The following is a 26993-nucleotide window of genomic DNA, read 5'->3' as shown; positions in this document are numbered from 1 at the left end:
ACGCGCCCGGTGCGGCGGATCCCGCCCGGACGCGGCGGCTCAGGACGCGGCGTCGGTGACCGTCGCGCCGAGGAAGTCCACGGCCAGCGGCAGGGCGTGCCACTCGGTGTCGGCGGACTCCTCGAGGAGGCGGATGGCGTCGGCGCGCTCGCTCGGGTCGCTCGCCAGCACGAGGATCGACGGGCCGGCCCCGGAGACGACCGCCGGATGCCCCGCCGCCCGCAGCACCCGGATGAGCCGGTCGGTCTCGGGCATCGCCTGGGCGCGGTAGTGCTGGTGCAGCTTGTCCTCCGTGGCCGCGAGCAGCAGCTCGGGGCTCTGGATGAGCGCGGCGATGAGCAGGGCCGAGCGCGACACGTTGAACACGGCGTCCTCGTGCGGCACCGACTCGGGCTGCAGCGAGCGCGCGAGCGCCGTCGACATCTCGTGTTCGGGCACGAGCACCAGCGGTGAGACGCCGCGGTGCACGATGAGCTTCTTGTGCCGGGGCCCCTCTGGCGTCACCCATGCGATGGTGAGACCGCCGAAGAGCGCGGGGGCGACGTTGTCGGGGTGGCCCTCGAGCTCGGTCGCGAGCTCGAGCAGTTCGTCGGGGGTGAACTCCACGATGCCCGCCAGCAGGCCCTTCGCGGCCATGACGCCGGCCACGATCGCGGCGCCCGAGGATCCGAGGCCGCGGCCGTGCGGGATCGAGTTGTGCGCCACGAGGTGGAGCTTCGGCATAGGCACGCCCGCCCGGTGGAACGTGTGCGCGATGGCGCGCACCACGAGGTGCGACTCGTCGAGCGGCACCTGTCCCTCGCCGACGCCGTGCACCTCGATGCGGTGGTCTGCGGCATCCGTCGCCTCGACGTCGAGCTCGTCGTACCGGGCGAGCGCGAGGCCGAGCGTGTCGAAGCCGGGGCCGAGGTTCGCGCTCGTCGCGGGCACCTTGACGTGCACCGCGCGGCCGACCAGCGACTCGGCGAGCGAGTCCGCGGCGGCGGTCGCGGCGGTCACGACGCGAGCCCGAGCACGTCGGCGATGGCGGCCACGTCGACCGGCACCACGGTGGGCTGGACCTCGGAACCGTCGGGAAGCCGCAGCGCCCACTGGGGATCCTTCAGTCCGTGGCCGGTGACCGTCAGCACGACCCGCGCGCCGGCGGGCACCGCGCCCGCGGCCGAGCGCTCGAGCAGGCCTGCGACCGAGATGGCCGACGCGGGCTCGACGAAGATGCCCACCTCCGCCGAGAGGATGCGCTGCGCCTCGAGGATCTTGTCGTCGTCGATCGCGCCGAAGTAGCCGTCGGTCTCGTCGCGCGCCTGCAACGCGAGCTCCCACGACGCCGGGTTGCCGATGCGGATGGCGCTCGCGATGGTCTCGGGGTGCTTCACCGGCTCTCCGCGCACGATGGGGGCGGAGCCGGATGCCTGGAAGCCGAACATCCGCGGCATCCGAGTCGCGTTGCCCGCCGCGATGTCCTCGCGGTAGCCGCGCGTGTACGCCGTGTAGTTGCCCGCGTTGCCGACGGGGATGAAGTGGAAGTCGGGCGCGTCGCCGAGCACCTCGACGACCTCGAACGCCGCGGTCTTCTGCCCCTCGATGCGGTCGTTGTTCACCGAGTTCACGAGGTGCACGGGGTAGTTCGCCGCGAGTTCGCGCGCGATGTCGAGGCAGTCGTCGAAGTTGCCCTGCACCTGGAGGAGGTGCGCGTTGTGGGCGACGGCCTGGCTGAGCTTGCCCATCGCGATCTTGCCCTCGGGCACGAGCACGGCGGCCTTGATGCCCGCGTGCGTCGCGTAGGCCGCGGCCGACGCCGACGTGTTCCCGGTGGAGGCGGCGATCACGACCTTCGCGCCGTGCTCGACGGCCTTCGTCACGGCCATGGTCATGCCCCGGTCCTTGAAGGAACCGGTGGGGTTCATGCCTTCGACCTTCACCCACACGTCGGCGCCGGTGCGGCGGGACAGCGCCGCTGCGGGCACGAGCGGGGTGCCGCCCTCGCCGAGGGTGACGACGGGCGTGGCATCCGTCACGTCGAGCCGGTCGGCGTACTCGCGGATGACGCCGCGCCACTGGCGGGAGGCCTTGGGGGTGGGCTGGTTCACACTGCTCCTTCGACTCGGAGGACGGACGCGACGGATGCGACGACTGGGCTCTCGGCGAGGGCGGCGACGGTCTCGGCGAGCGCGGACTCCTTCGCCTCATGCGTCCCGATCACCAGCGTAGCCCGCTCGGCCTCGCCGCTCACCGTCTGCTGGAGCTGCTCGACCGAGACGCCGTGCTCGGCGAACACGCGGGCGATCTGCTCGAGCACGCCGGGCTCGTCGGCCACCTCGAGCGTGATGGCGTAGCGCGTGGTGATGCGGCCGATGTCGAGCACCGGCAGCTCGGCGTGCGTCGACTCCGCGGTGCCTGGGCCGCCGATGACGTGCCGGCGGGCGATCGCGACGAGGTCGCCGAGCACGGCGGACGCGGTCTGCACTCCCCCGGCGCCCGCACCGTAGAACATGAGCGGGCCGGCCGCTGCGGCCTCGACGAAGACGGCGTTGTTCGCCCCGTGCACGGCGGCGAGCGGATGGGTCCTCGGCACGAGCGCGGGATAGACGCGCGCCGAGACGCCCTCCTCGCCCGTCTCGTCGTCGACGAGCCGCTCGCAGATCGCGAGGAGCTTCACGACGAACCCGGCGCGCTTCGCGGACTCGACCTGGTCGGCGCTGACGCCCGTGATGCCCTCGCGGTGCACGGCGTCGACCGGGACGCTCGTGTGGAACGCCAGGCTCGCGAGGATCGCGGCCTTCTGCGCGGCGTCGTAGCCGCCGATGTCGGCGGTGGGATCGGCTTCGGCGTAGCCGAGCTCGGTCGCGGTCGCGAGGGCGTCCTCGAGGGAGGCGCCCGTCGTGTCCATGCGGTCGAGGATGAAGTTGGTGGTGCCGTTCACGATCCCGAGGATGCGGTCGATGCGGTCGCCCGCGAGGCTCTCGCGCAGGGGCCGGATGATCGGGATCGCCCCGCCCACGGCGGCCTCGTACGACAACTGCGCGCCGACCTGCTCGGCGGCGGCGAAGAGCTCGGGACCGTGACTCGCGAGGAGGGCCTTGTTGCCCGTGACCACGTCGGCGCCGGAGGCGATCGCCTCGAGCACGAGGGTGCGGGCGGGTTCGATGCCGCCCATGAGCTCGATGACGATGTCGCTGCCGAGGATGAGCGACTCGGCATCCGTGGTGAGGAGTTCGGCGGGCAGTTCGACGTCGCGACGGGCGGACGGGTCGCGCACCGCGATGCCGACCAGCTCGATGCGCGCGCCGATGCGCTGCGTGAGCTCGTCGGCGTGCTCGAGGAGGAGCCGGGCGACCTGGGAGCCCACGGATCCGGCGCCGAGCAGTCCGACGCGGATGGTGCGGTACTCGATCATGCGGTGGCCCCTTCTTCGGAGTCGGATGCGACGGATGCGGACATGCGGTCGGATGCCTCGCCGCCGACGACCGCGTCGAGCCCGGCGTCTCGGGCGAGCAGGTCGGCCTCGGTCTCGCCGCGCACGATGACGCGGGCGACGCCGTCGCGGACGGCGACCACGGGTGGACGCGGCACGTGGTTGTAGTTGTTCGCGAGCGACCAGCAGTAGGCGCCGGTCGCGGCCACCGCGAGCAGGTCGCCGGGGGCGACGTCGTGCGGCAGGTAGTCGGCGTCGACGACGATGTCGCCCGACTCGCAGTGCTTGCCGACCACCCGCACCAGCGCGGGCGGTTCCTCAGAGACCCGCGACGCCACGCGGACGGTGTAGTCCGCGCCGTACAGCGCGGTGCGGAGGTTGTCGCTCATGCCGCCGTCGACCGACACGTAGTGACGCCACCCGCCCTCGATCGGCACGGGCTTGGTGGTGCCGACCGTGTACAGGGTGATGCCGGCGGGGCCGATGATCGAGCGTCCCGGCTCGAACGCGAGTCGCGGCACCGGCACGTCGTGCGCCCGGCACGCACGGGCGACGGCCTCGGCGATGCCGAGTGCGATCTCCTCGATCGGCGCGGGCTCGTCGGCCGACGTGTAGGCGATGCCGAATCCGCCGCCGAGGTTCAGCTCGGGCACCGGCGCCACCCGGGCGAGCTCGGCGTGCGCGGCGAGCAACCGCTCGGCGGACTCGGCGAATCCGGCGGAGTCGAAGATCTGCGAGCCGATGTGGCAGTGCAGCCCGAGGAAGTCGAGCGACGCGTGCGACCGGATGCGCTCGCCGAGTTCCGCGGCGCGCTCGAGCGAGACGCCGAACTTCTGGTCCTCGTGCGCCGTGGCGAGGAACTCGTGCGTCGAGGCGTGCACACCGCTGTTCACGCGGAGCCGCACGCGCTGCACGCGGCCGGCGCGCGCCGCGGCATCCGCCACCCGTTCGATCTCGACCTCGCTGTCGATGATGATCGCCCCGACGCCGGCGGCGACGCCGCGCTCGATCTCGGCGATCGACTTGTTGTTGCCGTGGAAGCCGATGCGGACGGGGTCGGCTCCGGCGGCGAGCGCGACCGCGAGTTCGCCGCCCGTGGCGACGTCGACGCCGAGGCCCTCCTCGGTGACCCAGCGCACGACGGCGCCCGAGAGGAACGCCTTGCCCGCGTAGTACACGGTCGCCCCGGTGCCGACGGATGCCGCGGCGCGTTCGAACGCGGTGCGGATGCGTGCCGCGCGGGCCCGCGCGTCGGTCTCGTCGACGACGTAGAGGGGCGTGCCGAACCGCTCGGCGAGCGAGGTCGCCGTCACGCCGCCCACGACCAGCCGCCCGTCGGCATCGCGGTGCGTGCGCGCAGGCCAGACGTGCTGGGCGAGCGCGTTGGCGTCATCGGGAACGCGGAGCCATGCGGGACCTGCTGCGCTGGATGCCACGGGAAAACCTCACGGGACGGAACTGGTCGATGGGTCGCTCGCGGCGAGCGAACCCGGATCGGTTCCTGAAGCCTGCTGCGTGCCGCCCTTGTGGGGAGGCCTCCCCGAGTCTACCGAGGCTCGTATGCCGGGCCGAATCGGTGACGCCCCGCGGCGCGCTCGTTCTGCCGGTCGCCCCGGACCTTCACGAGCGAGAGTCGAGGTGATCCGCACCGCTCGTGCCCGTCTCCCGGCACGGTGCGGCTCCCGAGTTGAGGCCATCCGCACCGCGCGTTCCTTCCACCGGTGCAGATGAGCTCAACTCGTGCCGCCAGTCGCAGCCGCCCGTGCGCCAAGTCACTGCTCTCGTCAGTCGCAGCTGCCCGTGCGGGCGAGGCTCGCCTCATCGAGCATCAGGGCCTGCGCCCGCAGCTCGACGGTCGCCGTGCCGGGCGAGATGGCGATGTCGTGCACCTCGACGCCCTCGGGCAGGTACTGGGCGACGCAGATCGAGAGCGGGTCGTCGCCGAGCAGCCGGCCGACGACCACCGACACGTCGACGACGCCGGCGCCCGACGTGAGCTCGACGCCCTCGGGCAGGAGCAGGACGCTCTCGCCGGCCGCCGTCGGGCGGGCCGTCGCCGTGTAGTCGAGGCTGAATCCCAGGATGTCGATGGTGCCCGCGTACCCGACGAGGCCGTCGCCGAGCGTGAACGCCCCGTTGACGGCGGGAACCGACACGAGCGCGTTGAGCGACTCCTCGTCGACGGTGATCGTGCCGACCACGGACTCCACCGGCGACGCGAGATCGACGGGCACCCCCTCGCCGACCACGTCGACCGCGACCGAGGCGCTGTTCACCCGGAGCTCCGGCGCGCTGATCTCGACGCGATCCATCGTGCCGGCGAGGTACTGCGCGATCACCGAGAACCCGCCGATCTCCACGTCGACCTCGCCGTCGATGCCGTCGGGCAGGTTGGCACGGACCTGCTGGGCGAACCGATCCTCCGCGATGCCGCGCGCCACGACGTCGGCCACGACGAGCAGCGCCGCGAGCACGACCACGATCGCGGCGAGCGTCCCCCACAGGCGCCCCGCGCGCCGGCGCGGCCGCGCGGACGTGGGCGCGGACATCACATGCGCTCGGGCGCCGAGACGCCGAGCAGGTCGAGGCCGTTGCGGATGACCTGACCGGTCGCATCGTTCAGCCAGAGTCGGGTGCGGTGCAGGTCTCCGACGGGTTCGTCGCCGAGCGGCAGCACGCGGCAGTTGTCGTACCAGCGGTGGTAGAGGCCCGCGAGCTCCTCGATGTAGCGCGCGACCCGGTGCGGCTCGAGCAGCTCGGCGGCGTGGGCGACGATGCGCGGGAACTCCTGCAGCCCGCCGAGGAGCGCCGACTCCGTCTCGTGCGTGAGCAGTTCGGGCGCGAAGGTCGAGCGGTCGACGCCGACGGATGCCGCGTTGCGGTCGACCGCGGCCGTGCGCGCGTGCGCGTACTGCACGTAGAACACGGGGTTGTCGTTCGTGCGGCGGGTGAGGATCTCGGGGTCGATCGTGAGCGGCGAGTCGGCCGGATAGCGCGCGAGCGTGTAACGCAGCGCGTCGGTGCCGAGCCAGGCCTGCAGGTCGTCGAGCTCGATGATGTTGCCGGCGCGCTTGGAGAGCTTCGCGCCGTTGATGCTCACCAGCTGGCCGATGTACACCCGGATGTCCCGCTCGGGATCGTCGCCGGCCGCTCCGGCGAGCGCCTTGAGCCGGTGGATGTACCCGTGGTGGTCGGCGCCCAGGAGGTAGATCTTCTTCGTGAATCCGCGGTCGCTCTTGTCGAGGTAGTAGGCCGCGTCGGCGGCGAAGTACGTGTACTCGCCGTTGCTGCGCCGGATGACCCGGTCCTTGTCGTCGCCGAAGTCGGTCGTGCGCACCCAGACCGCGCCGTCCGCATCGAAGACGTGCCCCTGCGCGCGCAGGCGCTCGACGGCCGTGTCGACGTCGGAGAGCCCGTCGTCGCCGCGGTCCTGCAGGCGGCGTTCGCTCGTCCAGACGTCGAAGTGCACGTTGAACCGCTCGAGCGACGCGCGGATCTCGGCGAGCTGCAGCTCGTACGCGATCTCCTTGGCGGTGTGCAGCGCGACGTCGTGCGGCAGCTCGAGCAGGTGCGGCTCGCGCTCGAGCACGTGCGCCGCCAGGTCGGCGATGTACCGGCCGGGGTACCCGTTCTCGGGCGTGGGTTCGCCCTTCGCGGCGGCGAGCACCGACGCGCCGAAGTTGTCCATCTGGGTGCCGGCGTCGTTGATGTAGTACTCGTTGGCCACGACGGCGCCGGCCGCGCGCAGCACGCGGCTCATCGCGTCGCCGAGCGCCGCCCAGCGGGTGTGGCCGATGTGGAGGGGTCCGGTGGGGTTCGCCGAGACGAACTCCAGGTTGATGACCTGGCCGGCGAGTGCGTCGCTGTGCCCGTACGCGGCCCCCGCGTCGACGATCGTCTTCGCGAGCGCGCCGGCAGCGGCGGCGTCGAGCCGGATGTTGATGAAGCCGGGGCCGGCGACCTCGGCGCTCGCGACGCCCTCGACGTCGCCGAGCGCGGCGGCCAGCTCCGTGGCGATCTCGCGCGGGCGGGCGCCGAGCGGCTTCGCCACGCGCATGGCGATGCTCGAGGCCCAGTCGCCGTGCTCCCGGAGCTTCGGTCGCTCGAGCGTCACCTGATCGGCCGTGAGCGTGAGCGGCACCTCCTCGCCGGCCGCCCGACGTCGCTCGGCGATCCCGTTCACGAGGTCGAACAGGATGCGCGAGAGGTCGTCGGGAGTCACCCGCAAATCCTATCCGGCGCGGTTGGTAAGGTTCGTCACATGCCGCGCCCGATCCGCCTCGCCACCGCCCGCTCCGCCGGCCTCGTACTCGTCGCCGCGGCATCCGTCGCCCTGCTGGCGGGATGCACCGGCCGGATGCCGGGACCGACCGACACGGCCGCCCCGACCACCGTGCCGGCGAACCCGAGCGAGACGAGCGTGCCGGCGCCGCCGACCGAGACGGCGGAGCCGCCCATCCCGTTCGAGATCGCCTGCGACGCGCTCATCACCGCCGACCAGCTCTACGCGTTCAACCCGAACTTCGGCGTCGACCCCGGCTACCAGCCGCAGGCGGCCGCGATCGTCACGGCGGTCGAGGAGGACGCGGGCACCGCGTGCGGCTACCTCAACCAGACGAGCGGCGACGTCATCGAGATCGCCGTCGCCACGCCGACCGAGCAGGCCGGTGAGGCACGCCGGAACGACGCGGCGCTGACGAGCAAGCCCGTGCCGACATACGGTACGCCCCCGGAGGTCGAGGGCTACTTCCACGTGGTCGGCGGCTCCGGCGAGGCGCAGGTGTTCAGCGGTCCGTACTGGATCGTGATCGACTCCCCCGCCCTGTTCGAACCCGGCGACGCGCAGCAGCTCGTGGCGTCGGTGCTCCAGAACCTGCCGGCCGCCTGATCGGACGACGACGGTGACGGCCAACTCCGCGACGGGCACGCCCTCCTGGCTGGGCGCCGTGAACGATCGCGCCGGACTCGCGGTGCTCCTCGAGCAGGGGCCGCTGACCCGCAACCGGATCTGCGAGCTGGTCGGGGTCTCGAAGCCCACGGCCTCGCAGATGATGTCTCGGCTCCTCGCCGCGGGGGTGATCGAGGAGCGTGGTCGCACGTCGGGGTCGGCGGGCCGCAGCGCCGTCGTCTACGCCGCGCGAACCGACCGTCCGCTCGGCGTCGCCCTCGATCTCGACGCCTTCGAGCTGCGCGCGACCGTGGTCGACGCGACCGGCGCAGAGCGGCCGGTCGTGCGGTTCGGCCTGCCACGCGACCCGACCGAACGCTCGCCGGTCGACGAGGTGATGCGGGCGATCGCCGAGGCGAGCGCCGCCGCCGGCACCGACCCCGCCGAGGTGCACTCGGTGTGCATCGGCATCCCCGGCTACGTCGACCCCGGCGAGACCGGCGAGCTGTTCAGCGAGACGCTGCCCGGCTGGCCCGTGCGCGGCCTGCGTGCCATCCTCGAGACCGAGCTGGATCGCACCGTGCACATCGAGAACGACGTGAACCTCGCGGCGCTCGCCGAACGCGAGCACGGAGCGGGCGCCGACAGCGACGTGTTCGTGCTGCTGTGGCTCGGCAACGGCGTCGGCGCGTCGTTCGACGTGGCCGGCGACCTGCACCGCGGCAGCTTCGGCGGCGCCGGCGAGATCGGCTTCCTCCCGCTGTCGGTCGAGGCGAACGCGATCGACCCCGGCGCCAGGACCGTGCAGGATCTCGTCGGCGGACGCGCGGTGGCCCTGCTCGCCAGGCGGTACGGCATCGAGGCGAGCGGCTACCACGCGACGCGTGCGGCGCTCGAGGCTCCCGGGTCGCAGCAGGCCCGCGAACAGGTCTTCCGCGCGCTCGCCGAACGGGCGGCGCACATCGCGCTGCCGCTCCTCGCGATCCTCGACCCCGGCCGCCTCGTGCTGGCCGGTCCCTCGGCGAGTCTCGGTGGGCCCGCGTTCGCGTCCGAGGTCGGCCGCGTCATCCGGCGCATCAGCCGCTGGAGCCCCGACGTCGTCGCGACGGGCGTCGACCGCGACCCCGTGCTGCGCGGCGCGCGGCTCCTCCTCGCCGGGAAGGTGCGCGACGAGCTCCTCGACACGGTCGCGAGCGTGAGCCTGGCCTGAGGCGCCGACGTCCGACGGCCCCGCCGGTGTGCGGATCGGAGCCCGCGCAGTGGTAGTCTTTCCAACTGTGCGCCTCCGTAGCTCAGGGGATAGAGCGCCGGTTTCCGGTACCGTAGGTCGGGGGTTCGAATCCCTCCGGGGGCACGTTGTGATGAGTCGGATCCGATCAGGTCGCTGAGGATCCGGCTCGTTCCGTCTGCTCCTTCGGCAGGAGGAGTGCGAGGCCGAGGCCGGTCTCGATCGCGTTGTAGCCGCGCACCACCTGCAGGTAGGCGGCGACCACGAACGAGGTGCCCATGAGTAGCATCCACTGCAGCACCGGGTGAGCACCTCCGACTCCGACCCCAACGAAACGACGGCGCCGCACGTCTGAGAAGATGACGGCGGAATCGCCGCCGTCGGGAGGAGCGCAGGTGGCCCGGGCGTGGGACGAGGTGGCGACGACGCTCGTCGTCGAGCGCGGCGACGCGCTCAGTCGCTACGCGTACCTGCTCACGGGCAGCGTCGACGACGCGGCCGACCTCGTGCAGGAGGCGCTGGTGCGCACGTTCGGCACGCCACGCCTGGGCATGACGCTGCCGAGGGCCGAGGCCTACGTGCGTCGGGCCATCCTGAACGCGGTCATCGACCGGTCGCGGCGCGACGGCACGTGGCGCAACGTGCGGCACCTCGCCGTGGTGCCGGCTGCGGTGGACTCGCCCGCGTCGGCGACCGACGAGCGGCTCGATCTCATCGACCGGATCCGGCGGCTCGCGCCCCGGCAGGCCGCGTGCATCGTGCTGCGCTACTACGAGGACCTCACGGTCGACGGGGTGGCGCAGGTGCTCGGCATCAGCTCGGGAGCCGTCAAGCGGTACCTGAGCGACGGCCTCAAGGCGCTCTCCTCGTCCATCGATCCAGCGGGCGCACGCGCCGCGCGGAGCGGAGGCAGCCATGTCGGCTCCTGACCCGAACGAGCCCGGCGGGCTCGGCGAGCGGCTGAAGCGGGCAGCGGATGCCGCGACCCCGAGTCCGATCGACGTCGACGTGATGTTGCGCCGCAGCCGGGCCGCCCGACGCACCCGGCGCACCGCGCTCGTTCGCGGGGCCGGCGCGGTCGTCGGCGTGCTCGCGGTCGCGGGACTCGCGTTCGGCCTCCAGGGCATCGCCGGTCCTTCGGCGACCGACGGGCAACTCGCGCTCGAGTCGGACGAGTCCGGGGGGATGACACCCGAGGCCGCCGAGGACGGCGCGTCCGAGGAGGCCACCGGACCCCGGCTCCCGGCCCCGTACGAGGTGAATCGCTGCGGCGCCCCGGTCGCTCCGCCGACGGATGCCGCGGCGAGCCCGCTCGCCGTCGCCGTCGCCCCTCCGCCCGGCGCGGTGCCGCCCGGCACCTCCGCAACCGTCACGATCACGGTGACCAACCTGGGCGACGACGTCGTGTCGGGCACCCTCGCGGCCGATCCGCCCGTCACGGTGGCGAGCGCCGGCATCACGGTCTGGCATTCGGATCCCGTGGGCGACGCAGCGGCGATCCCCGTCACCCTCGCGCCCGGCGCGTCGGTCTCGCTCGAGACGGTGCTGGAGACGCGGTCCTGCACCGAGGCGGATGACGCCGGCGGGTCGCTGCCACCCGACCTGCCGGCGCTCGCGCCCGGCGAATACGGGCTCGGCGTGGTCGTCTCCTTCACGGACCCCGACGGAGCGGCCACCGTGCACCTGGTGTCTCCGCTCGCGCCGTTCGCGGTCGGCTGAGCACGGGGCGACGGCGCCCACCACGTGGACGCGGCATCCGCGCGCCGCATAGACTCGGAGGCGTCCGCTCGGCCCGGGGGAAAGGCACTGGTGCATGGCATCCGTTCGTGGCAGCTCGGTGGTGCTCGGGATCGCGGTGGGGGCAGTGCTCGGCCTCGCGTCATCGACCATCGCGTGGGCTGAAGACCCGGTCGACTTCGGGTCGACGCCCATCGTCGACACGGTGGGGGCGCTCGACGGCCGAACCGACGAGGTCATCGAGGCCATCGACCGGGCCGCCGATCGCAGCGGCCGGCAACTGTTCGTCGCCTACGTCGACGAGTTCACGAATCCCGAGGCCGCCGACACCTGGGCGAACGACACCGCGATCGCGAACAACATGGGCACGGAGGACTACCTGCTCGCGGTCGCCGTCGAGGGGCGGGCCTACTACCTCTCCGCCGACGGCGGGTCCTCGCTGTCGGACGACGAGCTCGACCGACTCCAAATCGAGGTCATCGAGCCGCGCCTCCGCGACGAGGACTGGGCCGGCGCCGCCATCGCGGCCGCCGACTTCCTGGGCGGTGGATCCGGCGGCGCCGACGGCGGAGGCGGCTGGGGCTGGGTGTGGTTCATCGTCATCGCAGCCGTGGTCGTCGCGATCGTCGCCATCGTGCTCGCCCGGAGGAGGAAGCAGCGACCCGAAGCCGAACAAGGCCCGCCGCCGCCCTCGATCGAGGAGCTGCGCCGGGAGGCCGGAAGCGCGCTCGTCGCGGCCGACGACGCCGTGAAGACGAGCGAGGAGGAGCTCGCCTTCGCCGTCGCCTCCTACGGCGACGAGGCGACCGCGGAGTTCCGCACCGCCCTCGACGGCGCCAAGGCGAAGCTCGCCGAGGCCTTCGCGCTCCAGCAGCGGCTCGACGACGCCGAGCCCGACACCGAGGAGGAACGCCGCGCCTGGTACGGCGGCATCATCCGCCTCTCCGACGAGGCCGACGCGCTGCTCGACGCCCAGGCCGAGCACTTCGACGCGCTGCGCGCGCTCGAGCGCAACGCGCCCGCCGAGCTCGAGCGCGTGCGCGCCGAGGCCGACGCCGCGCAGGCCGCCGTGGCCCCGGCCGCCGAGCGGCTCGCCGCGCTCACCGCGGTGTATGCGGCATCCGCCATCGCCCCCGTCGCCGACAATCCCGCACAGGCCGAGGGCCGGCTCGCGTTCGCACGCGAGGCGCTCGACGAGGCCGCCGCAGCGCTCGCCGCCGGCCGGGCGAACGACGCCGCCGTCGAGATCCGCGCGGCCGAGGAGGCCGCCGACCAGGCCGCACTCCTCAGCAACGCCGTCGACCGGCTCGCCGCGGACCTCGCCGCGGCCGACCAGGCGGTCGCCGCCGGAGTCGCCGACCTCGAACGCGACGTGCAGACCGCGCACGGGTTCGGCACGAGCGCCGTCGCCCAGCTCGCCGAGCGCGTGGCCTCCGATGCCGCACAGCTCCGATCCGCCATCGACGGGCCCGGACGCGACCCGCTCGCGGCACAGGCTCGCCTCGAGCAGGTGAACGCCGAGATCGACGCGGCCATCGCCGGCGCGCGCGACGCCGCCGAGCAGCGCGCCCGCGCCGAAGCCCAGCTCGGGCGCTCGCTCACCGCCGCCCGCGCACAGGTGCAGGCCGCCGAGGACTACCTCGTCGCCCGCCGGGGCGCCGTCGGCGCCGAGGCGCGTACCCGCCTCGCCGAGGCCGGGCGACTGCTCGTGGAGGCGGAGGCGGTCGCGGCATCCGACCCCGCGAGCGCGCTCGCCACCGCGCAGCGCGCCGAGTCGTTGGCCCGCACGTCGCTCTCGCTCGCCCAGCAGGACGTCGGCGGATTCGGAGCGAGCGCGGGCGGCGGCTTCGGCGGCGGCGTGCCCACCGGCAGCCGAGGCGGCGGCGACCTGTTCGGCGCGGTGCTCGGCGGAATCCTCATCAACTCGGTGCTCGGCGGAGGCGGAGGCGGGTTCAGCGGCGGCAGCCGGAGCGGCGGGTTCAGCGGCGGCAGTCGCAGGAGCGGCGGCTTCGGCGGCGGCTTCGGCGGCGGCGGACGACGGTCGCCCGGCAGCTTCGGCGGCTCGGGCACGCGCTCCCGCCGTGGCGGCGGAGGGCGATTCTGACCACCGAGACCGACACGACCACGACCTGACGACCAACGATCACCACGGAAAGGAACCACCATGACGAAGCAGTCCATCTTCGGCCGCATCTCACAGCTCCTGAGGGCGAACATCAACGCGCTCATCGACCAGGCCGAGGATCCGCGGGTGATGCTCGACCAGATGGTGCGCGACTTCACCAACTCGATCGCCGACGCCGAGGCCGCGATCGCCGAGACGATCGGCAACCTGCGCCTGCTCGAAGACGACCACCGCGAAGACGTCGAGGCGGCGCGCGAGTGGGGCGAGAAGGCCCTCGCCGCGAGCCGCAAGGGCGACGAACTGCGCTCGGCAGGCGACGCCGCGGGCGCCGACAAGTTCGACAACCTCGCGAAGGTCGCCCTGAGCCGGCAGATCTCGGCCGAGAACGAGGCGAAGGCCGCGGAGCCGCAGATCGCCGCGCAGACCGAGGTGGTCGAGAAGCTCAAGGCCGGCCTGAACGGCATGAAGGAGAAGCTCGTCCAGCTGCAGAACAAGCGCTCCGAGCTGATCGCGCGTTCGAAGACGGCCGAGGCGCAGAAGCAGGTGCACGATGCGATCAAGTCGATCGACGTGCTCGACCCGACCAGCGAGATCGGGCGCTTCGAGGACAAGATCCGCCGCGAGGAGGCCGTCGTGCGCGGCCAGGCCGAGCTCGCGGCATCCAGTCTCGACGCGCAGTTCAACGAGCTCGACGACCTGGGCGAACTCACCGAGGTCGACGCGCGCCTGGCCGCGCTGAAGGCCGGCGGCTCCTCGCAGGGCCAGCTCTCGAGATGACGCGGAGAATCGGTGCCGGATGCCGCGACCCACGCCGTGGGTCGCGGTATCCGTCGTCCGACCGCGCGGGACGCGTCGCAGCAGGCCCGCGTCGTGCTCGACCGCGGCGGCATCGGGCGCGATACTGAGAGCCATGCCCGCAACCTTCGTCGTCGTCCCCCTCTGGCAGGGTTCCGTGTCCGCTCGTGCGATGAGCCTTGCCGACGGGGCGACCGCCATCCAGGGCGACCTCCCATCCGCCGCGACCATCGCCGTCGACGTACCGGCCGAGGCCGGCGACTCCCTCGGCACCGGCGTTCGCCGGTACAGCGCGCTGCGACGCGTGCGGGAACGCATGGAGGAGTCGCTCGCCGGCGTGCCCGACTGGGCGTTCACGATCGGCGGTGACTGCAGCGTCTCGCTCGCCGCGGTCGCGCACGCATCACGGCGGACGGGCGGCGACCTGGCCGTGCTCTGGCTCGACGCGCAACCCGACCTGAACACGCCGGAGTCGTCGCCGTCGGGCGGGTTCGGCGGCATGACGCTCCGCGCGATCGCGGGCGACGGCGCCGAGGGACTCGCGCTCGACGAGGCGACGCGCGTCGCCGCCCGGCGCCTCGTGCTCGGCGGGATCCGGGCGATCGACGACGAGGAGCAGCGCTTCATCGACGAGCGGGGCGTGGCGGTCCTCACCGTGGACGACCTCTCGGATCCGGCGGTCGTCGTCGGCGCGCTCGAGCAGACGGGTGCCGCGAACGTGTTCGTGCACGTCGACCTCGACGTGCTCGACCCGTCGGCGCTCGCGGGACTCCCCTACCCCATGCCGTTCGGCGTCGACGCCACCGCCCTCGCGGCGCTCCTCCGCGCGGTGTCCGCCCGCTTCCCGCTCGCCGGGGCGGCGATCGCCGGCTTCGCCCCCGCGACGCCCGACGCCGCGAGCGACGACCTGCCCACGATCCTCCGGCTCGTCGGCGCACTCACGTCGGGTGCGCGAGCGGCGCGCGACGGCGCGGAGCGGGTGGCTGATGCGGAGCCCGAGTCCGACGCGGAGCGCCAGGCCGACGCGGTCTGACGCGGCAACCCCACCGAGAGGAGACACATGGAGCGCGAGGTGGACGTCGTCGTCCTGGGCGGCGGCCCCGTCGGTGAGAACGTGGCCGACCGGGCCCGCGCGGGCGGCCTCCAGACGGTGATCGTCGAGCGCGAGCTCGTCGGTGGCGAGTGCTCGTACTGGGCGTGCATCCCATCGAAGACGCTGCTGCGCAGCGCCGCCGCGCTGCGGGCCGCCCAGCGCGTGCCCGGTGCGGCCGAGGCGATCACGGGATCGCTCGACGTGTCGGCGGTGCTCCGCCGACGCGACTACTGGGTCTCGGACTGGACCGACACGGGCGCCGTCGGCTGGCTCGACAGCGTCGGCATCGAGCTCGAACGCGGAACCGGCCGCCTCGACGGGCCCCGGCGCGTCGTCGTCGATCGACCCGACGGCACCGAGGTCACCCTCATCGCCCGACACGCCGTCGTGGTCTCCACGGGCTCCGACCCGGTGGTGCCGCCCATCCCCGGACTCGCCGAGGCCCGCCCATGGACGAGCCGCGACGCGACGAGCGTGCAGGATCCGCCCGCCCGCCTCGCCATCATCGGCGGCGGCGTCGTGGCCACCGAGATGGCGACCGCCTTCGCGGGCTTCGGCACCGAGGTCACGGTGCTCGTGCGCAGCCGCCTGCTCGGCGGCTTCGAGCCCTTCGCGGGCGAGGCCGTCGCGGCGGGACTGCGCGGGCTCGGGGCATCCGTGCGGCTGGGCGTCGAGCCGACGAAGGTCGAGCGCACCGCGGCGGGCGAGGTGGTCGTCACGCTCGACGACGGCTCGACGGTCACGGCCGACGAGGTGCTCGTGGCGACCGGTCGCGCGCCTCGCACGGGTGCGATCGGTCTCGACACGGTGGGCCTCGAGCCCGGCTCCTGGCTCGACGTCGACGAGACCATGCTCGTGCGCGGCGCGTCAGGCGACGGCGACTGGCTGTACGCGACCGGCGACGTCAACCATCGCGCACTGCTCACCCACCAGGGCAAGTACCAGGGCCGCGCCGCCGGCGACGCGATCGCCGCGCGGGCGAAGGGAGCTCCCGTCGACGCCTCGCCGTGGGGGGTGCATGCGGCGACGGCCGACCACACGGCGGTGCCGCAGGTCGTGTTCGCCGAGCCCGAGTGCGTCGCCGTCGGGCTCACCGAGGCCGCCGCCCGGGACGCGGGCATCGACGTGCGCGTCGGCGACGTCGCCATCGAGTCGGCGAGCGGGGCCGGCATCCTCGCGGACGGCTACGATGGACGCGCGCGCCTCGTGGTCGACGCCGGGCGAGGGGTCGTCGTCGGCGCGACCTTCGTCGGCCAGGACGTCGCCGAACTGCTGCACGCCGCGACGACCGCGATCGTGGGCGAGGTGCCCGTCGACCGGCTCTGGCATGCGGTTCCCGCCTTCCCCACCGTGAGCGAGGTCTGGCTGCGACTGCTCGAGGACCTCGGGCGCCCGGAGGTCGCCGCGTGAGCGAGCGGATGCTCCGGATCCGCCTCACCGACTCGCCGATCAGCCGCGCGGGGTACTGGTGGGCGACCCTCGTGGGCTTCACATGGGGTTTCCTGTGGAGCACCGGGCCGATCGAGGTGCGACAGGGACTCGTGGTCTTCACGGGTATGCCGAAGTGGACGTTCCGCCGCGGCGGGACGTGCGTCGGCGCCTGCTACCTCACCGACCGGAACGCCGGCGACCTCGTGCTCGGGCACGAAGCGGTGCACAAGGCGCAGTGGCGCAGGTACGGATTCCTCTTCCCGTTGCTCTACTTCGCGTCGGGCCTCGATCCGCTGCGCAACCGCTTCGAGATCGAGGCCGGACTGGAGGCCGGTGGCTACGTCCGCCGCGGGCGGCCGGTGCGGAGGCCCGGCACGCCGCGCTGAGACGCCGAACGGAACCCCGGTCAGCCGGCCTGCGCGGCCGACGAGAGCGACGCGACGAGCTCGTCGAGTCCGTAGGTCAACGACAGGGCGGTGGGCGGCGAGACCGCCGCGATGAGCTCGGTGCCGACGACCTGGGCGACCTGCCCGCGGGTGACGGCGGGGATGGCCCGGATCGGCGCCGAGGCGAGGAACGCGTCGGCCTCCGCCGGCGTGTCGTGGTAGCTGATCACGAGGTCGCTGTCGAGCCGGTCGAGCTGCTCGTAGCTCAGCGTGAAGAAGTAGGGCGAGTCGCCATTGGCGAGCTCCGCCACCGCGGGCGCGTCCTCGAGGCCGAGTGCCGACAGGAACTCCACGCGCGAATCCTCGGGCGTGTACACGTAGAACGTGCCCGCGACATCCCAGACCGCGGCCACCGTGAGGCCGTCGAGCTCGGGATGGGCCTCGGCCTGCGCCGCGAGCTCGGCGTCGAGGTCGTCGAGCACGCCCCGCGCTTCGCGCTCGAGCCCGAGCGCCGTGCCGACGATCGTGACGGTCTCGCGCCACGGCGTGGTCCAGGCCTCGCCGGGGTAGGCGACGGTCGGCGCGATCTCGCTGAGCAGGTCGTACTGCTCCTCGGTGATCCCCGAGTACGGGGCGAGGATCACGTCGGGCGCGGCCTCGACGAGCTCCTCGTACGGCGGCGCCTCGCCGTCGTCGGTGAGGATGGCCGGCGTCTCGGCGCCGAGCTCCTCGAGCTCGTCGGCCACCCAGGGCAGCACGCCCTCGTCGTTCGCGCCGTACGTCTGCTGCGCCATCGCGACCGGAACGACGCCGAGCGCGAGCGCGGCCTCGGTGCTCCCCCAGCCCCAGGTCGCGACGCGCTCGGGTTCGGCGGAGATCTCGGTCTCGCCGAAGGCGTGGGCGATGGTCACGGGGAAGGCGCCGTCGGATGCCGCGGCGGCGCCGCCGTCGCCCGATGCGGGCGCCGAGCATCCGGCGAGGGCGAGGACGGATGCCGCGGCGGCGGCGATGACGGCGGGGGTGCGTCGGGCGTGCATGGCTCCCTTTCCGAGGCAAGGTCAAATTGAGGTTAGCCTAACCTAATCTCTGAGCACGATGAAATCGCCCGATCGGCACCACCATGGGCCAGCCCGTCACGGGGTCGTCGACCACGACGCAGTCCAGGTCGAACGCCGCCCCGACCGTGTCGGCGGTCATCACGGCGACGCTCTCCCCCGCCGCCGCGATCCGCCCCGCGTCGACGACGACGAGGTGATCGGCGTAGCGGGCCGCGAGGTTGAGCTCGTGCAGCACCATGACGACGGTCGTGCCGTGCCGGCGGTTCGTCTCCGTGAGCAGGTCGAGGAGTTCGAGCTGGTGGCTCACGTCGAGGAAGCTCGTGGGCTCGTCGAGCAGCACGATGTCGGCGCGCTGCGCGAGCGCCATGGCGATCCAGACGCGCTGGCGCTGGCCGCCCGACAGCTCCGAGACGACGCGATCGGCGAGCTCCGCCGTGCCCGTCGCCTCGAGCACCTCGGCGACGACGCGGTCGTCGTCGCTCGACCGGCCGCCGAACCAGCCCCGATGCGGGTGCCGTCCGCGCGCCACGAGCTCGGCGACGGGCACGCCGTCGGGTGCGACCGGCTGCTGGGGCAGCACGGCGACCCGGCGCGCGAACTCCTTCGGCGCGTACGAGCGGATGTCGCGGCCGTCGAGCGTGACCCGGCCCGCCTCCGGGCGCATGAGCCGGGCGAGACCGCGAAGGAGCGTCGACTTGCCGCTCGCGTTGGGTCCGACGATGGCCGTGATGCGCCCGTCGGGGATCTCGAGGTCGAGGCCCTCGATCACGGTGCGCCCGTCGTAGGCGAGCGCGAGGGACTCCGCGCGGAGGGTGTGGGACGCCGACCGGATCATCCGTCGAATCCTTTCCGGTTGCTGCTCGCGATGAGCCAGAGCAGGTAGGGCGCGCCGATGAGGCCGGTGACGATGCCGACGGGCACCGCGATGCCCGCGAAGGCGTGCTGGGCGACGAGGTCGGCGACGAGCACGATGGCCGCCCCGACCCCCGCGGAGGCGGCGAGCGCCGCCTGCCCGTGGCCGATCAGCGCGCGGGCGATGGGCGCGGCGACGAGGGCGACGAACGCGATCGGCCCCGCGAGCGCCGTCGCGACGGCGACGAGGCCGACGCCGAGCACGATCGCCACGGCACGGGCGAGCGTCGCCTCGAGCCCGAGCGAACGCGCGCTGTCGTCGGAGAGCGCGAGGAGCGGCATCCGCGGTGCGAACAGCGCCGTCGCCACGGCAAGCACGGCGAGCGCGCCGCCGGCGGTGGCGAGCTCGTCCCAGCCGACCGAGGCGATGCCGCCGACCATCCACACGATCGCCTCCGACGCCTCGCGCAGGTCGGCACGCGTGATGAGCCAGCCGAGCAGCCCCGACACGATCGACGCGAGGCCGATGCCCACGAGCACGAATCGGATGCCGGTGAGCCCGCCGCGCCAGGCCAGCGCCCACATGAGCGCCGCGACCACCAGGGCGCCCGCGAACGCCGCGAGCGAGACCGCGGGACCGTCGAGCCCCAGCACGAGCATCGACCCGACGGCGGCGAGGCTCGCGCCGCCGGTGACGCCCAGGATGTCGGGGCTCGCGAGCGGGTTGCGCAGCGTCGTCTGGAACATCGCGCCGCCGAGCCCGAGCGCGCCGCCCGCGATGAGCGCCGCGATCACGCGCGGGAGCCGCAGCCGCAGGATGACGAACTCGGCCGTCGGGGAACCCCGGCCCGCGAGCGCGGCGACCACGTCGCCGACGCCGAGTCCGGCGGCGCCGATGAGGAGCGACGCGGTCGCCGCCACGATGCCGACGAGCGAGACGACGGCGATGACGGATGCCCCGCGCCGGCGCCGGCGCGCCCGCCCGGCCGCCACGGCGGCGACGACGGCGCCGCCCCGCATCCCTGGCTTCGACTCGGTGCCCACTCCGCCCGCGCTCACAGCGCCGACCCCCGGCTGCGCCGCACGAGCGCGATGAGCACGGGCGCGCCGACGATGGCGGCGACGATGCCCGCCTCGAGCTCCGCGGGGGCGACGACGACCCGGCCGATGACGTCGGAGGCGAGCAGCACGATCGCGCCGAGCACGGCGGCCAGCGGCGTGAGCCACCGGTAGTCGCCGCCGACGAGGCCTCGCGCGGCGTGCGCGACCGCGAGGCCGAGGAGCGCGATCGGCCCGGCGAGCGAGGTCGCGGTTCCCGCGAGCACGATGACGGCCGCGGCCGTCACGAGGCGCGTGGTGCCGAGGCGTACGCCGAGCCCGCGCGCGACGTCGTCTCCGAGCGCCAGCAGGTTGAGCCGGCTCGCGAGCCATGCCGCGAGCACGAGACCGGCGAGAAGGAACGGCCAGAGCAGGGCCGCGGTCTCGAGTCCGCGGCCCGCGAGGGAGCCAACCGACCAGAACCGGTACTGCGAGAGCGTGCCCTCGTCTCGGATCAGGAGCAGCGTGACGAGCGGCGTGGTCGCCGCTGTGACCGCCGCCCCAGTGAGCGCGAGCCTGGCGGGCGTGGCACCGCGACCGCCCGCCGAGCCGATGGCGAACACGACGGCTGCCGCCAGCGCGGCGCCGCCGAACGCGAACCAGACGAAGCCGAGCGGCGAGGCGGCGCCGGTGAACGTGATCGCCGCGACGACGGCCAGCGACGCGCCCGCGTTGATGCCGAGCAGGCCGGGGTCGGCGAGCGGGTTGCGCGTCGCACCCTGGAGGAGCGCGGCGACCACCCCGAACGCCGCGCCCGCGAGGACGCCGATGACGGCGCGCGGGAATCGCAGGTCGCGCACGACCACCTGGCCGGCATCGCCGGGCTCGGGCGAGGTGATCGCCTGGAGCACGACGTCGAGGGGCACCTGCCGCGTGCCGATCGCGAGGCTCGCGAGCACGACGAGCGCGAGCAGCGCGACGGATGCGCCGAGCACGATCGCGGGCGGGAGGCGCCGCCCGGCGCGGCGGGCGGGAGCGCCGGTCTCGCCGGGCGCGCCCGGCACCCGCGTCACCGCCGCGGTGCGCGGCATCCGCTCGACCACCGCGGTCAGTCGAGCTCGGCCCGACCCAGGCGCCAGTAGCCCATGAAGGCGACCTGGCGGCGGTCGAGTCCGGCCTCGCGCACGAGGAAGCGGCGGAGGGTCGTGATGGCGGATGCCTCGCCCGCGAGCCAGGCGTAGCAGTCGCCGTCGAGGCTCAGCCCTTCGGGCACGTCCCACAGCGGCGCATCGGGCACGTCGGCCCGCTCGGCGGCCGAGAGTTCGGCGGAGGAGCGCTCGGCATCGGCGGCTCGGGCGACGCCGCGGGCGGCGAGGTGACGCGCGACCCAGTCGCGCACCGCCGGCACGAGCAGCTCCCCGTGGGCGCAGTCGGCTGCGTCGCGTGCGAGCCAGCGCACCTCGACGCCGCCCGGCGCGCGGACCTCGAGCAGGTCGCCCGCGGTCGGCACCTCGATCATGGCGATGCCCCGGGCATCGGCGGGCAGCGACTCGAGGATCGAGGCGATCGCCGGGGCCGCGGTCTCGTCGCCCGCGAGCACGAGGGTCTCGACGTCGCCCGGACGCCAGTCGATGCCGACGGTGCGACCGGCGCTCAGCTCGTCGGGGCCGACCAGCACGATCTCGTCGCCCGGCGCCGCCGACGCCGCCCAGGCGGACGCGGGCCCGGCGTCGCCGTGGGCGACGAAGACGACGTCGACCTCGCGCACGTCGGGGCGCACCGCGCGCACGGTGTAGGTGCGGAACGGATTGCGCAGCTCGGTCGGCAGCTCACGCCACGCGGCGTACCAGTCCTCGCCGTCGGGGAACGCGGCGAACCCGATCTCGGGCAGCGGCAGCACGACCTTCACCCGCTGGTCGAGCCCGGCGGTGCCGAAGCCGTCGAGGTCGTCGCCCGTGAACGTCACGCTCGTGAAGTGCGGCGCGAGGCGTTCGACCCGCGACACGTGAACCCGGAAGCTGCGGTACGCGGGTCGCTCCCGCGCCGGTGCCGCGGCAAGTGAGGTAAGCATTACCTAAGTCTTGCATACCCGACACGTCCGCGAATCTCACCAGATCGGCGGATGCCGGTGCCCACGTCGCACGCGACGCTCCAGCTGCGCCGCGAGGGCGAACAGCGTGGCCTCGCCGCCGGGCCGACCGATGAGCTGCACGCCCATGGGCACGCCGCCCGCCGTCTCGTCGACGGGCACCGTAATGGCCGGCAGGCCCGCCACGTTGACGAATGACGTGAACGGCGTCACCTGCACCTGCTGGGCGAAGTTGCGCTCGCCGTCCTCCTGGTCGTACCAGCCGACCGGCGGCGGCGTGAGCGCGAGGGCGGGCGTCAGCACCGCGTCGAAAGGCGCGAACCGGCGGATGACGCGCTCCTCGAAGCCTGCGAGCCACGCGAGCGCCTCGGCGAGCTGCTGAGCCGGCAGCGACCGCCCACGCCGCATGAGCCATCGCGTGAGCGGCTCGAGCAGCGCCTCCGCCTCGCCGTCGACGTCGATCGTCGCCGCACCGGCCTGCCAGATGGTGCGGAAGGCGGCGGGATATCCCGGCTCGGGCGCCGGCGCGATCGCCTCGATGCCGTGGCCGAGCGCGTCGAACGCCGCGATCCCCTGTTCGAGCGCGGCGTGCGCCTCGGGCGCGATGGTGATCTCGTAGGCGTCGTCCCACGGCGTGTCGGTCATGACGCCGAGCTGGAAGCGGCCCTCGCCGCGGATCGCCGCCCCGAGGTACGGGCCGTCGTCGCCGGGCGCACGCACCGCGAACCGATGCGCGGCGGGGTACCCGGTCGGTGCGATGAGCCCGTCGATGAGCAGGGCGGCATCGGCCACGTTGCGCGCGATCGGCCCCGCGACGCCGAGTCCGGCGAGGCTCGCGATCCCTGGGCCCGCCGGCACCCGACCGCGCGACGGCTTGACGCCGACGAGGCCGCAGGCGGCCGCCGGGATGCGGATCGACCCGCCGCCGTCGGAGCCGGGCGCGAACGGCAGCATCCCGGATGCCACGGCCGCGGCCGCTCCCCCGCTCGAGCCGCCCGCGCCGAGCGACGGGTCCCACGGGTTGCGGGTCGGCGGCCCGGCGAGGCCCTCGGTGTACGACGGCAGCCCGAACTCGGGCGTCGCGCTCTTGCCGAGGCTCACCGCGCCGGCGTCGTCGACCGCGCGCACGAGCTCGTCGGATTCGTCGGGGACGAAGTCGGTGAATGCACGCGAGCCCAACCGGGTCGGCACCCCCGCGCGCCGGTGCAGGTCCTTGTCGGCGAGGGGCATGCCCCACAGCGGGGCGGCGGTGGGCACGTGCTCCGCCACGAACCGCGCCCGTTCGAGCGCGGCCTCGCGGGTCACCTCGGCGAAGGCGCCGATCGCGCCATCGATCCGTTCGATGCGATCGAGGTAGTGGCTGGCCGCCTCGACGGGCGACACCTCGCTGCGCTGCAGCAGCTGGTGGAGCTCGAGGGCCGTGTACTCGTGCAGCTCGGTCATCCTCCGAGCCTACGGTCGTGCGACCCCTGCGATCGCTAGGGTGAGGGCATGCGTGCTGGCGGCAGCGGAGGATCGGCGACCCGGGCATCGATCGGGGCGTCCTCCGTGGCGTCGCTCGTGGCGCATCCGCTCGTCTGGGGAGCCGTCTGGGCGGCGGCGTTCGCCGCACTCATCGTGATCGCCGGCATCCTCGACTGGCCGACGCCGGTCTGGTCGGTGCTCGTGATCGTGCTCGTGGCGCCGAGCCTCGCCGCCGCGATCCTCGTGCTGAGCGTCACCCCGCGCGATCACCTCCACGACCGGTCCACGGTGTTCGGGCACTTCTTCGTGCGCTACGTCACGCTCGTGTTCGCGTTCATGGCCTGGTCGGCGTCGGTCGTGCTCGGCGCCGCGATCTCCACCTCGATCCAGCTCGCGGCCCGTGGTGACGAGGAGGAGGTCGCGAGCATCGGGTTCGACCTGATGGCGGCACTGACTCCCCTGGTCGCGGCCGTGCTGTGGGGGGCCCTCATCGTGCGCTGCGCGTGGTTCCTCGGCCGACTGCGCGGCTGGCGCGAGGCGCCCGAGACCAGCGACGTGCCCGCGCACCTGCTCGCCGACCGTCCCGGGCTCCGACGGGTCGTCATCGGCCTCGCGCACCCCGGACTGCTCCTGGCCACGGGCCTCGCCTCCACGGTGACCGCGCTCATCGCCGCCGAACTGGAGCTGCAGGTGGTGTTCTGACCCGGCGCGGGTACGTCGGGCGCCGGCCGTTCGTCGCGGATCGGCCTGCGGCATCCGTTTCGCTACTTGAGCGACTTCTGCAGCAGCACGGTGCCGAGCCACCGGTCGAACTTGTAGCCGACGCGGCCCATGCGGCCGATCTCCTCGAACCCGAACTTCTCGTGCAGCGCGATCGACGCCTCGGCGCCCTGGTCGGCGATCACGGCGATGATCTCCTTCAGGCCCGCGGCCTTCGATCGGTCGATGAGCTCGGCGAGCAGCGCCCGGCCGAGCCCCTTGCCCGCGGACGCCGGCCCGAGGTAGATGGAGTTCTCGACCGTGTACCGGTACGCCCGCTTCTGCTTCCACGGCGACACGAGCGCATACCCGAGGAGTTGCCCCGACGGCGACTCGGCCACGAGGAACGGCATGCCGAGCTTCTGGAGGTAGGTGAACTTCGCCTTCCACTCGCGCAGGGTCATCGCGTCCTCGTCGAAGGTGACCGTGGAGTTCGCGACGTAGTAGTTGTAGATCTCGCGCACGGCGGGCATGTCAGGGAGCTGCGCATCGCGGATCGAGTACTCGAACGGCGCCTCGGCCGGCTCGGGCTTGCGCAGGTGACGGGGCAGCACTCGCCGCTCCTGGTATTCCTCCTCGAGCATCACGCCAGATTACTCCGCGGATGTTGCAGCCGGATGTCGCGGGCCGATCGTGCCCCGGCTCGATCGGGTCGACCAGCTCGGCGTCGCGGTCAGGCGGGCAGGCGCCAGTCGACCGGTTCGCCGCCCTGCGCCTCGAGCAGGGCGTTCGCCCGGCTGAACGGCCGCGATCCGAAGAAGCCGCGACTGGCCGAGAGCGGACTCGGGTGCGCGGACTCGATGACCGGCGTGTCGCCCAGCAGCGGCTTGAGGCCCTGGGCGTCACGACCCCAGAGGATCGCGACGAGCGGCGACCGACGCGCCACGAGGGTGCGGATGGCGTGATCGGTCACCTCCTCCCAGCCGCGCCCGCGGTGCGACGCCGGCCGGCCCGGCTGCACCGTGAGCACCCGGTTCAGCAGCATGACCCCGTTGCGGCTCCAGTGCGTGAGGTCGCCGTGCGCAGGTGGGGCGATGCCGAGGTCGTCGGCGAGTTCGCGGTAGATGTTCTGGAGGCTCCGCGGCACCGGACGCACCTGCGGATCGACGGCGAAGGACAGACCGATCGGATGCCCCGGCGTCGGGTACGGGTCCTGGCCGACGATGAGCACCCGGACGTGATCGATCGGCGCGCCGAACGCCCGCAGCACGCGGTCGCCGCTCGGCAGGTAGCCGCGGCCGGCCGCCGTCTCGGCGCGGAGGAAGTCGCCGAGTGCGGCGATGCCCGCCGCGGCGGGAGCGAGGGCGCGCGCCCAGCCCTGGTCGATCAGGCCGTCGGCGGCGAGCTCGTCGAGGGTCTTCGCCACGTCAGGCGCCCATCGTGCTGACGAGGACCCCCGACTCGGCGGGCAGCACGCGCCAGACGCTGCCATGGCCCGCGACGCGGAGTCCGCCCTCGCCGACGACGAGCGCGGTCGACTCGTCGATCCCGAGTCCGCCCTCGACGAGTCCGGCCTCGACGGCGGCGACGAGCCGCGAGAGCGTGCCCCACTGCGCCACGTGCGCATCGACCGACACGTCCACGAGCCCGATGCCGTGCGCGACGGTGATCTCGTCGAGGCCCTCCGACGCGTGCTCGGGCGAGACGGGGACACCGCCGATCCGCCAGCCGCCGACGAGCGCGCGCTCGGCGGCGATCGCCGCGCCGGCCGAGTACCCGGCGTAGGGCACCCCCGCCGCGACCTGCCGGCGCAGCTCGCCGAAGTGCGGCTCGATCAGGTCGCGATACACGGGCGTGAGGCCGCCGCCCACCAGGATGCCGTCGACGTCGGCGAACGCCGTCGCCGGGATCTCGCCGTCGCGCCCCATCGCCGTCACGTGCGGCTCGAACTCGCCCGCCACGGATGCGGCGCGCACGAGCTGCTCCGCGTGCTCCGCCGCGTCGCCGTCGCCCACCGCGACGACCGCGATGCGCGGCACGTCCCGGCCGGAAGCCGCGGCTCGTGCCGCGGCCTCGGCGACGAACGCCGCGTAGGCGGCGCCGTCGGGCTCGTCCTGCCAGCCGCCGCCGACGAGATGCACGCTCACGCGGCGCCCTCCGCCAGCTCGACGGGCGGCAACGCCGACCACGGGAAGACGATCCAGTCGTCGGTGCGCCGGTAGTCGTCGTCGGGTGCGAGCACCGTGTGCGACTTCGTGTAGAGGGTCGCGGTGCGCACCTCGGCGCCTTCGTCGCGGATGATCGCGACGACCTTGGCGAGGGTCCGGCCTGAGTCCGACACGTCGTCGACGAGGAGCACGCGCCTGCCGCCGAGCGCGGGCGCGTCCAGCATGGGCGGATGCAGCACGGGCTCGGGAAGGCGCTCGTCGATGCCCGTGTAGAACTCGACGTTGATCGAGCCGCAGGCCTTGGTGCCGAGGGCGTACGAGATGGCCCCCGCGAGCAGTAGGCCGCCCCTGGCGATCGCGATCACGACGTCGGGCCGGAAGCCCGATCGGAGTACGTCGCCGGCGAGCGCTCGCGCCGCGTCGCCGAACTCGTCCCAGGTGAGGATCTCGCGGCGGATTCCATCGACGCCCGTGGCAGCGTCGTTCGCATCGAAGGTCATCCCCACAGGTTAACGGGCACGCGACCG

At 73.6% G+C, this 26993-nt stretch carries 27 protein-coding genes and 1 tRNA gene; 11 read left to right on the top strand and 17 right to left on the bottom strand.

Annotated features, from left to right (window positions below):
* Positions 1–39: 39 nt before the first annotated feature.
* The 6 genes from thrB to EZM51_RS12885 form a co-directional block, all read right to left on the bottom strand.
* Positions 40–999, bottom strand: a complete 960-nt coding sequence (gene thrB, locus EZM51_RS12910; RefSeq protein ID WP_136708678.1) for a homoserine kinase — start codon at positions 997–999, stop codon at positions 40–42.
* A complete protein-coding gene (gene thrC, locus EZM51_RS12905; RefSeq protein ID WP_136708677.1) occupies positions 996–2090 on the bottom strand; it encodes a threonine synthase in 1095 nt (364 codons plus the stop codon). Before thrC ends, thrB begins: the two co-directional genes overlap by 4 nt.
* Positions 2087–3397, bottom strand: a complete 1311-nt coding sequence (locus tag EZM51_RS12900; protein ID WP_136708676.1) for a homoserine dehydrogenase — start codon at positions 3395–3397, stop codon at positions 2087–2089. Before EZM51_RS12900 ends, thrC begins: the two co-directional genes overlap by 4 nt.
* Entirely contained in the window at positions 3394–4851 is a 1458-nt protein-coding gene (gene lysA, locus EZM51_RS12895; RefSeq protein ID WP_136708675.1) for a diaminopimelate decarboxylase, read from the bottom strand. Before lysA ends, EZM51_RS12900 begins: the two co-directional genes overlap by 4 nt.
* A 348-nt stretch (positions 4852–5199) precedes the next feature.
* Entirely contained in the window at positions 5200–5964 is a 765-nt protein-coding gene (locus tag EZM51_RS12890) for a DUF2993 domain-containing protein (RefSeq protein WP_136708674.1), read from the bottom strand.
* Entirely contained in the window at positions 5964–7637 is a 1674-nt protein-coding gene (locus tag EZM51_RS12885; protein WP_136708673.1) for an arginine--tRNA ligase, read from the bottom strand. The genes EZM51_RS12890 and EZM51_RS12885 overlap by 1 nt, the downstream gene beginning before the upstream one ends.
* 39 nt (positions 7638–7676) lie before the next feature.
* Between EZM51_RS12885 and EZM51_RS12880 the strand changes: the two genes are divergently transcribed.
* From EZM51_RS12880 to EZM51_RS12870, 3 genes are all read left to right on the top strand, one after another.
* On the top strand, positions 7677–8303 hold the full coding sequence (locus tag EZM51_RS12880) for an iron ABC transporter ATP-binding protein (RefSeq protein WP_136708672.1): 627 nt from the start codon (positions 7677–7679) through the stop codon (positions 8301–8303).
* A 13-nt stretch (positions 8304–8316) separates the two neighbouring features.
* Complete coding sequence (locus EZM51_RS12875) at positions 8317–9513, top strand: ROK family transcriptional regulator (protein ID WP_136708671.1); 1197 nt, start codon at positions 8317–8319, stop codon at positions 9511–9513.
* 71 nt (positions 9514–9584) lie between these two features.
* A tRNA-Arg gene (locus EZM51_RS12870) sits at positions 9585–9657 on the top strand.
* 22 nt (positions 9658–9679) lie between these two features.
* Here EZM51_RS12870 and EZM51_RS21235 read toward each other — a convergent pair.
* The gene (locus EZM51_RS21235) at positions 9680–9811 is read right to left on the bottom strand and encodes a hypothetical protein (protein ID WP_282568143.1); all 132 of its coding nucleotides are present in this window, start codon (positions 9809–9811) and stop codon (positions 9680–9682) included.
* A gap of 115 nt (positions 9812–9926) precedes the next feature.
* Here EZM51_RS21235 and EZM51_RS12865 point away from each other — a divergent pair, with 115 nt between their 5' ends.
* The 7 genes from EZM51_RS12865 to EZM51_RS12835 all read left to right on the top strand — a co-directional run bounded on the left by EZM51_RS12865 (position 9927) and on the right by EZM51_RS12835 (position 17098).
* Positions 9927–10460 (top strand): sigma-70 family RNA polymerase sigma factor, encoded by a 534-nt coding sequence (locus tag EZM51_RS12865; RefSeq protein WP_248305638.1) that lies wholly within the window; start codon positions 9927–9929, stop codon positions 10458–10460.
* Complete coding sequence (locus tag EZM51_RS12860) at positions 10447–11250, top strand: hypothetical protein (RefSeq protein WP_136708669.1); 804 nt, start codon at positions 10447–10449, stop codon at positions 11248–11250. Before EZM51_RS12865 ends, EZM51_RS12860 begins: the two co-directional genes overlap by 14 nt.
* 94 nt (positions 11251–11344) lie before the next feature.
* Positions 11345–13372: a TPM domain-containing protein gene (locus EZM51_RS21230; RefSeq protein ID WP_136708668.1), complete on the top strand. Its 2028-nt coding sequence runs from the start codon at positions 11345–11347 to the stop codon at positions 13370–13372.
* A 60-nt stretch (positions 13373–13432) separates the two neighbouring features.
* On the top strand, positions 13433–14170 hold the full coding sequence (locus tag EZM51_RS12850; RefSeq protein WP_136708667.1) for a PspA/IM30 family protein: 738 nt from the start codon (positions 13433–13435) through the stop codon (positions 14168–14170).
* Positions 14171–14303: 133 nt separating this feature from the next.
* Positions 14304–15221, top strand: a complete 918-nt coding sequence (locus EZM51_RS12845; RefSeq protein ID WP_136708666.1) for an arginase family protein — start codon at positions 14304–14306, stop codon at positions 15219–15221.
* A gap of 27 nt (positions 15222–15248) precedes the next feature.
* Positions 15249–16691: an NAD(P)/FAD-dependent oxidoreductase gene (locus EZM51_RS12840; protein WP_136708665.1), complete on the top strand. Its 1443-nt coding sequence runs from the start codon at positions 15249–15251 to the stop codon at positions 16689–16691.
* A gap of 8 nt (positions 16692–16699) precedes the next feature.
* Positions 16700–17098, top strand: coding sequence for a Fe-S oxidoreductase (locus EZM51_RS12835; protein ID WP_136708840.1), 399 nt, complete (start codon positions 16700–16702; stop codon positions 17096–17098).
* A 20-nt stretch (positions 17099–17118) separates the two neighbouring features.
* On the opposite strand, the gene EZM51_RS12830 is transcribed toward EZM51_RS12835, so the two are convergent.
* The 6 genes from EZM51_RS12830 to EZM51_RS12805 are packed head-to-tail and all read right to left on the bottom strand — an operon-like array spanning position 17119 to position 23578.
* Complete coding sequence (locus tag EZM51_RS12830; RefSeq protein WP_136708664.1) at positions 17119–18135, bottom strand: iron-siderophore ABC transporter substrate-binding protein; 1017 nt, start codon at positions 18133–18135, stop codon at positions 17119–17121.
* 37 nt (positions 18136–18172) lie between these two features.
* On the bottom strand, positions 18173–18991 hold the full coding sequence (locus EZM51_RS12825; RefSeq protein WP_136708663.1) for an ABC transporter ATP-binding protein: 819 nt from the start codon (positions 18989–18991) through the stop codon (positions 18173–18175).
* Positions 18988–20067, bottom strand: coding sequence for an iron chelate uptake ABC transporter family permease subunit (locus EZM51_RS12820; RefSeq protein ID WP_248305637.1), 1080 nt, complete (start codon positions 20065–20067; stop codon positions 18988–18990). Before EZM51_RS12820 ends, EZM51_RS12825 begins: the two co-directional genes overlap by 4 nt.
* Positions 20064–21149, bottom strand: coding sequence for an iron ABC transporter permease (locus EZM51_RS12815; RefSeq protein WP_248305636.1), 1086 nt, complete (start codon positions 21147–21149; stop codon positions 20064–20066). The genes EZM51_RS12820 and EZM51_RS12815 overlap by 4 nt, the downstream gene beginning before the upstream one ends.
* Before the next feature lie 5 nt (positions 21150–21154).
* Entirely contained in the window at positions 21155–22117 is a 963-nt protein-coding gene (locus EZM51_RS12810; protein WP_136708662.1) for a siderophore-interacting protein, read from the bottom strand.
* Between the two features lie 36 nt (positions 22118–22153).
* Positions 22154–23578, bottom strand: a complete 1425-nt coding sequence (locus tag EZM51_RS12805; RefSeq protein WP_136708661.1) for an amidase — start codon at positions 23576–23578, stop codon at positions 22154–22156.
* A 48-nt stretch (positions 23579–23626) separates the two neighbouring features.
* Here EZM51_RS12805 and EZM51_RS12800 point away from each other — a divergent pair, with 48 nt between their 5' ends.
* Complete coding sequence (locus EZM51_RS12800; protein WP_136708660.1) at positions 23627–24301, top strand: hypothetical protein; 675 nt, start codon at positions 23627–23629, stop codon at positions 24299–24301.
* Between the two features lie 62 nt (positions 24302–24363).
* Here the strand turns inward: EZM51_RS12800 and EZM51_RS12795 are convergent, their stop codons facing one another.
* The 4 genes from EZM51_RS12795 to EZM51_RS12780 all read right to left on the bottom strand — a co-directional run bounded on the left by EZM51_RS12795 (position 24364) and on the right by EZM51_RS12780 (position 26966).
* On the bottom strand, positions 24364–24942 hold the full coding sequence (locus EZM51_RS12795; RefSeq protein WP_169053900.1) for a GNAT family N-acetyltransferase: 579 nt from the start codon (positions 24940–24942) through the stop codon (positions 24364–24366).
* An 89-nt stretch (positions 24943–25031) separates the two neighbouring features.
* On the bottom strand, positions 25032–25724 hold the full coding sequence (locus tag EZM51_RS12790; RefSeq protein ID WP_211195902.1) for a uracil-DNA glycosylase: 693 nt from the start codon (positions 25722–25724) through the stop codon (positions 25032–25034).
* 1 nt (position 25725) lies between these two features.
* The gene (locus EZM51_RS20845; RefSeq protein ID WP_136708658.1) at positions 25726–26445 is read right to left on the bottom strand and encodes a Type 1 glutamine amidotransferase-like domain-containing protein; all 720 of its coding nucleotides are present in this window, start codon (positions 26443–26445) and stop codon (positions 25726–25728) included.
* On the bottom strand, positions 26442–26966 hold the full coding sequence (locus EZM51_RS12780; RefSeq protein WP_136708657.1) for a phosphoribosyltransferase: 525 nt from the start codon (positions 26964–26966) through the stop codon (positions 26442–26444). The genes EZM51_RS20845 and EZM51_RS12780 overlap by 4 nt, the downstream gene beginning before the upstream one ends.
* Between the last annotated feature and the right edge of the window lie 27 nt (positions 26967–26993).

The organism is Agromyces sp. H66, from assembly GCF_004959775.1.
GTDB lineage: Bacteria > Actinomycetota > Actinomycetes > Actinomycetales > Microbacteriaceae > Agromyces.
The sequence above is the reverse complement of the archived record's forward strand: the minus strand, read 5'-3'. Positions and strand labels throughout refer to the sequence as shown.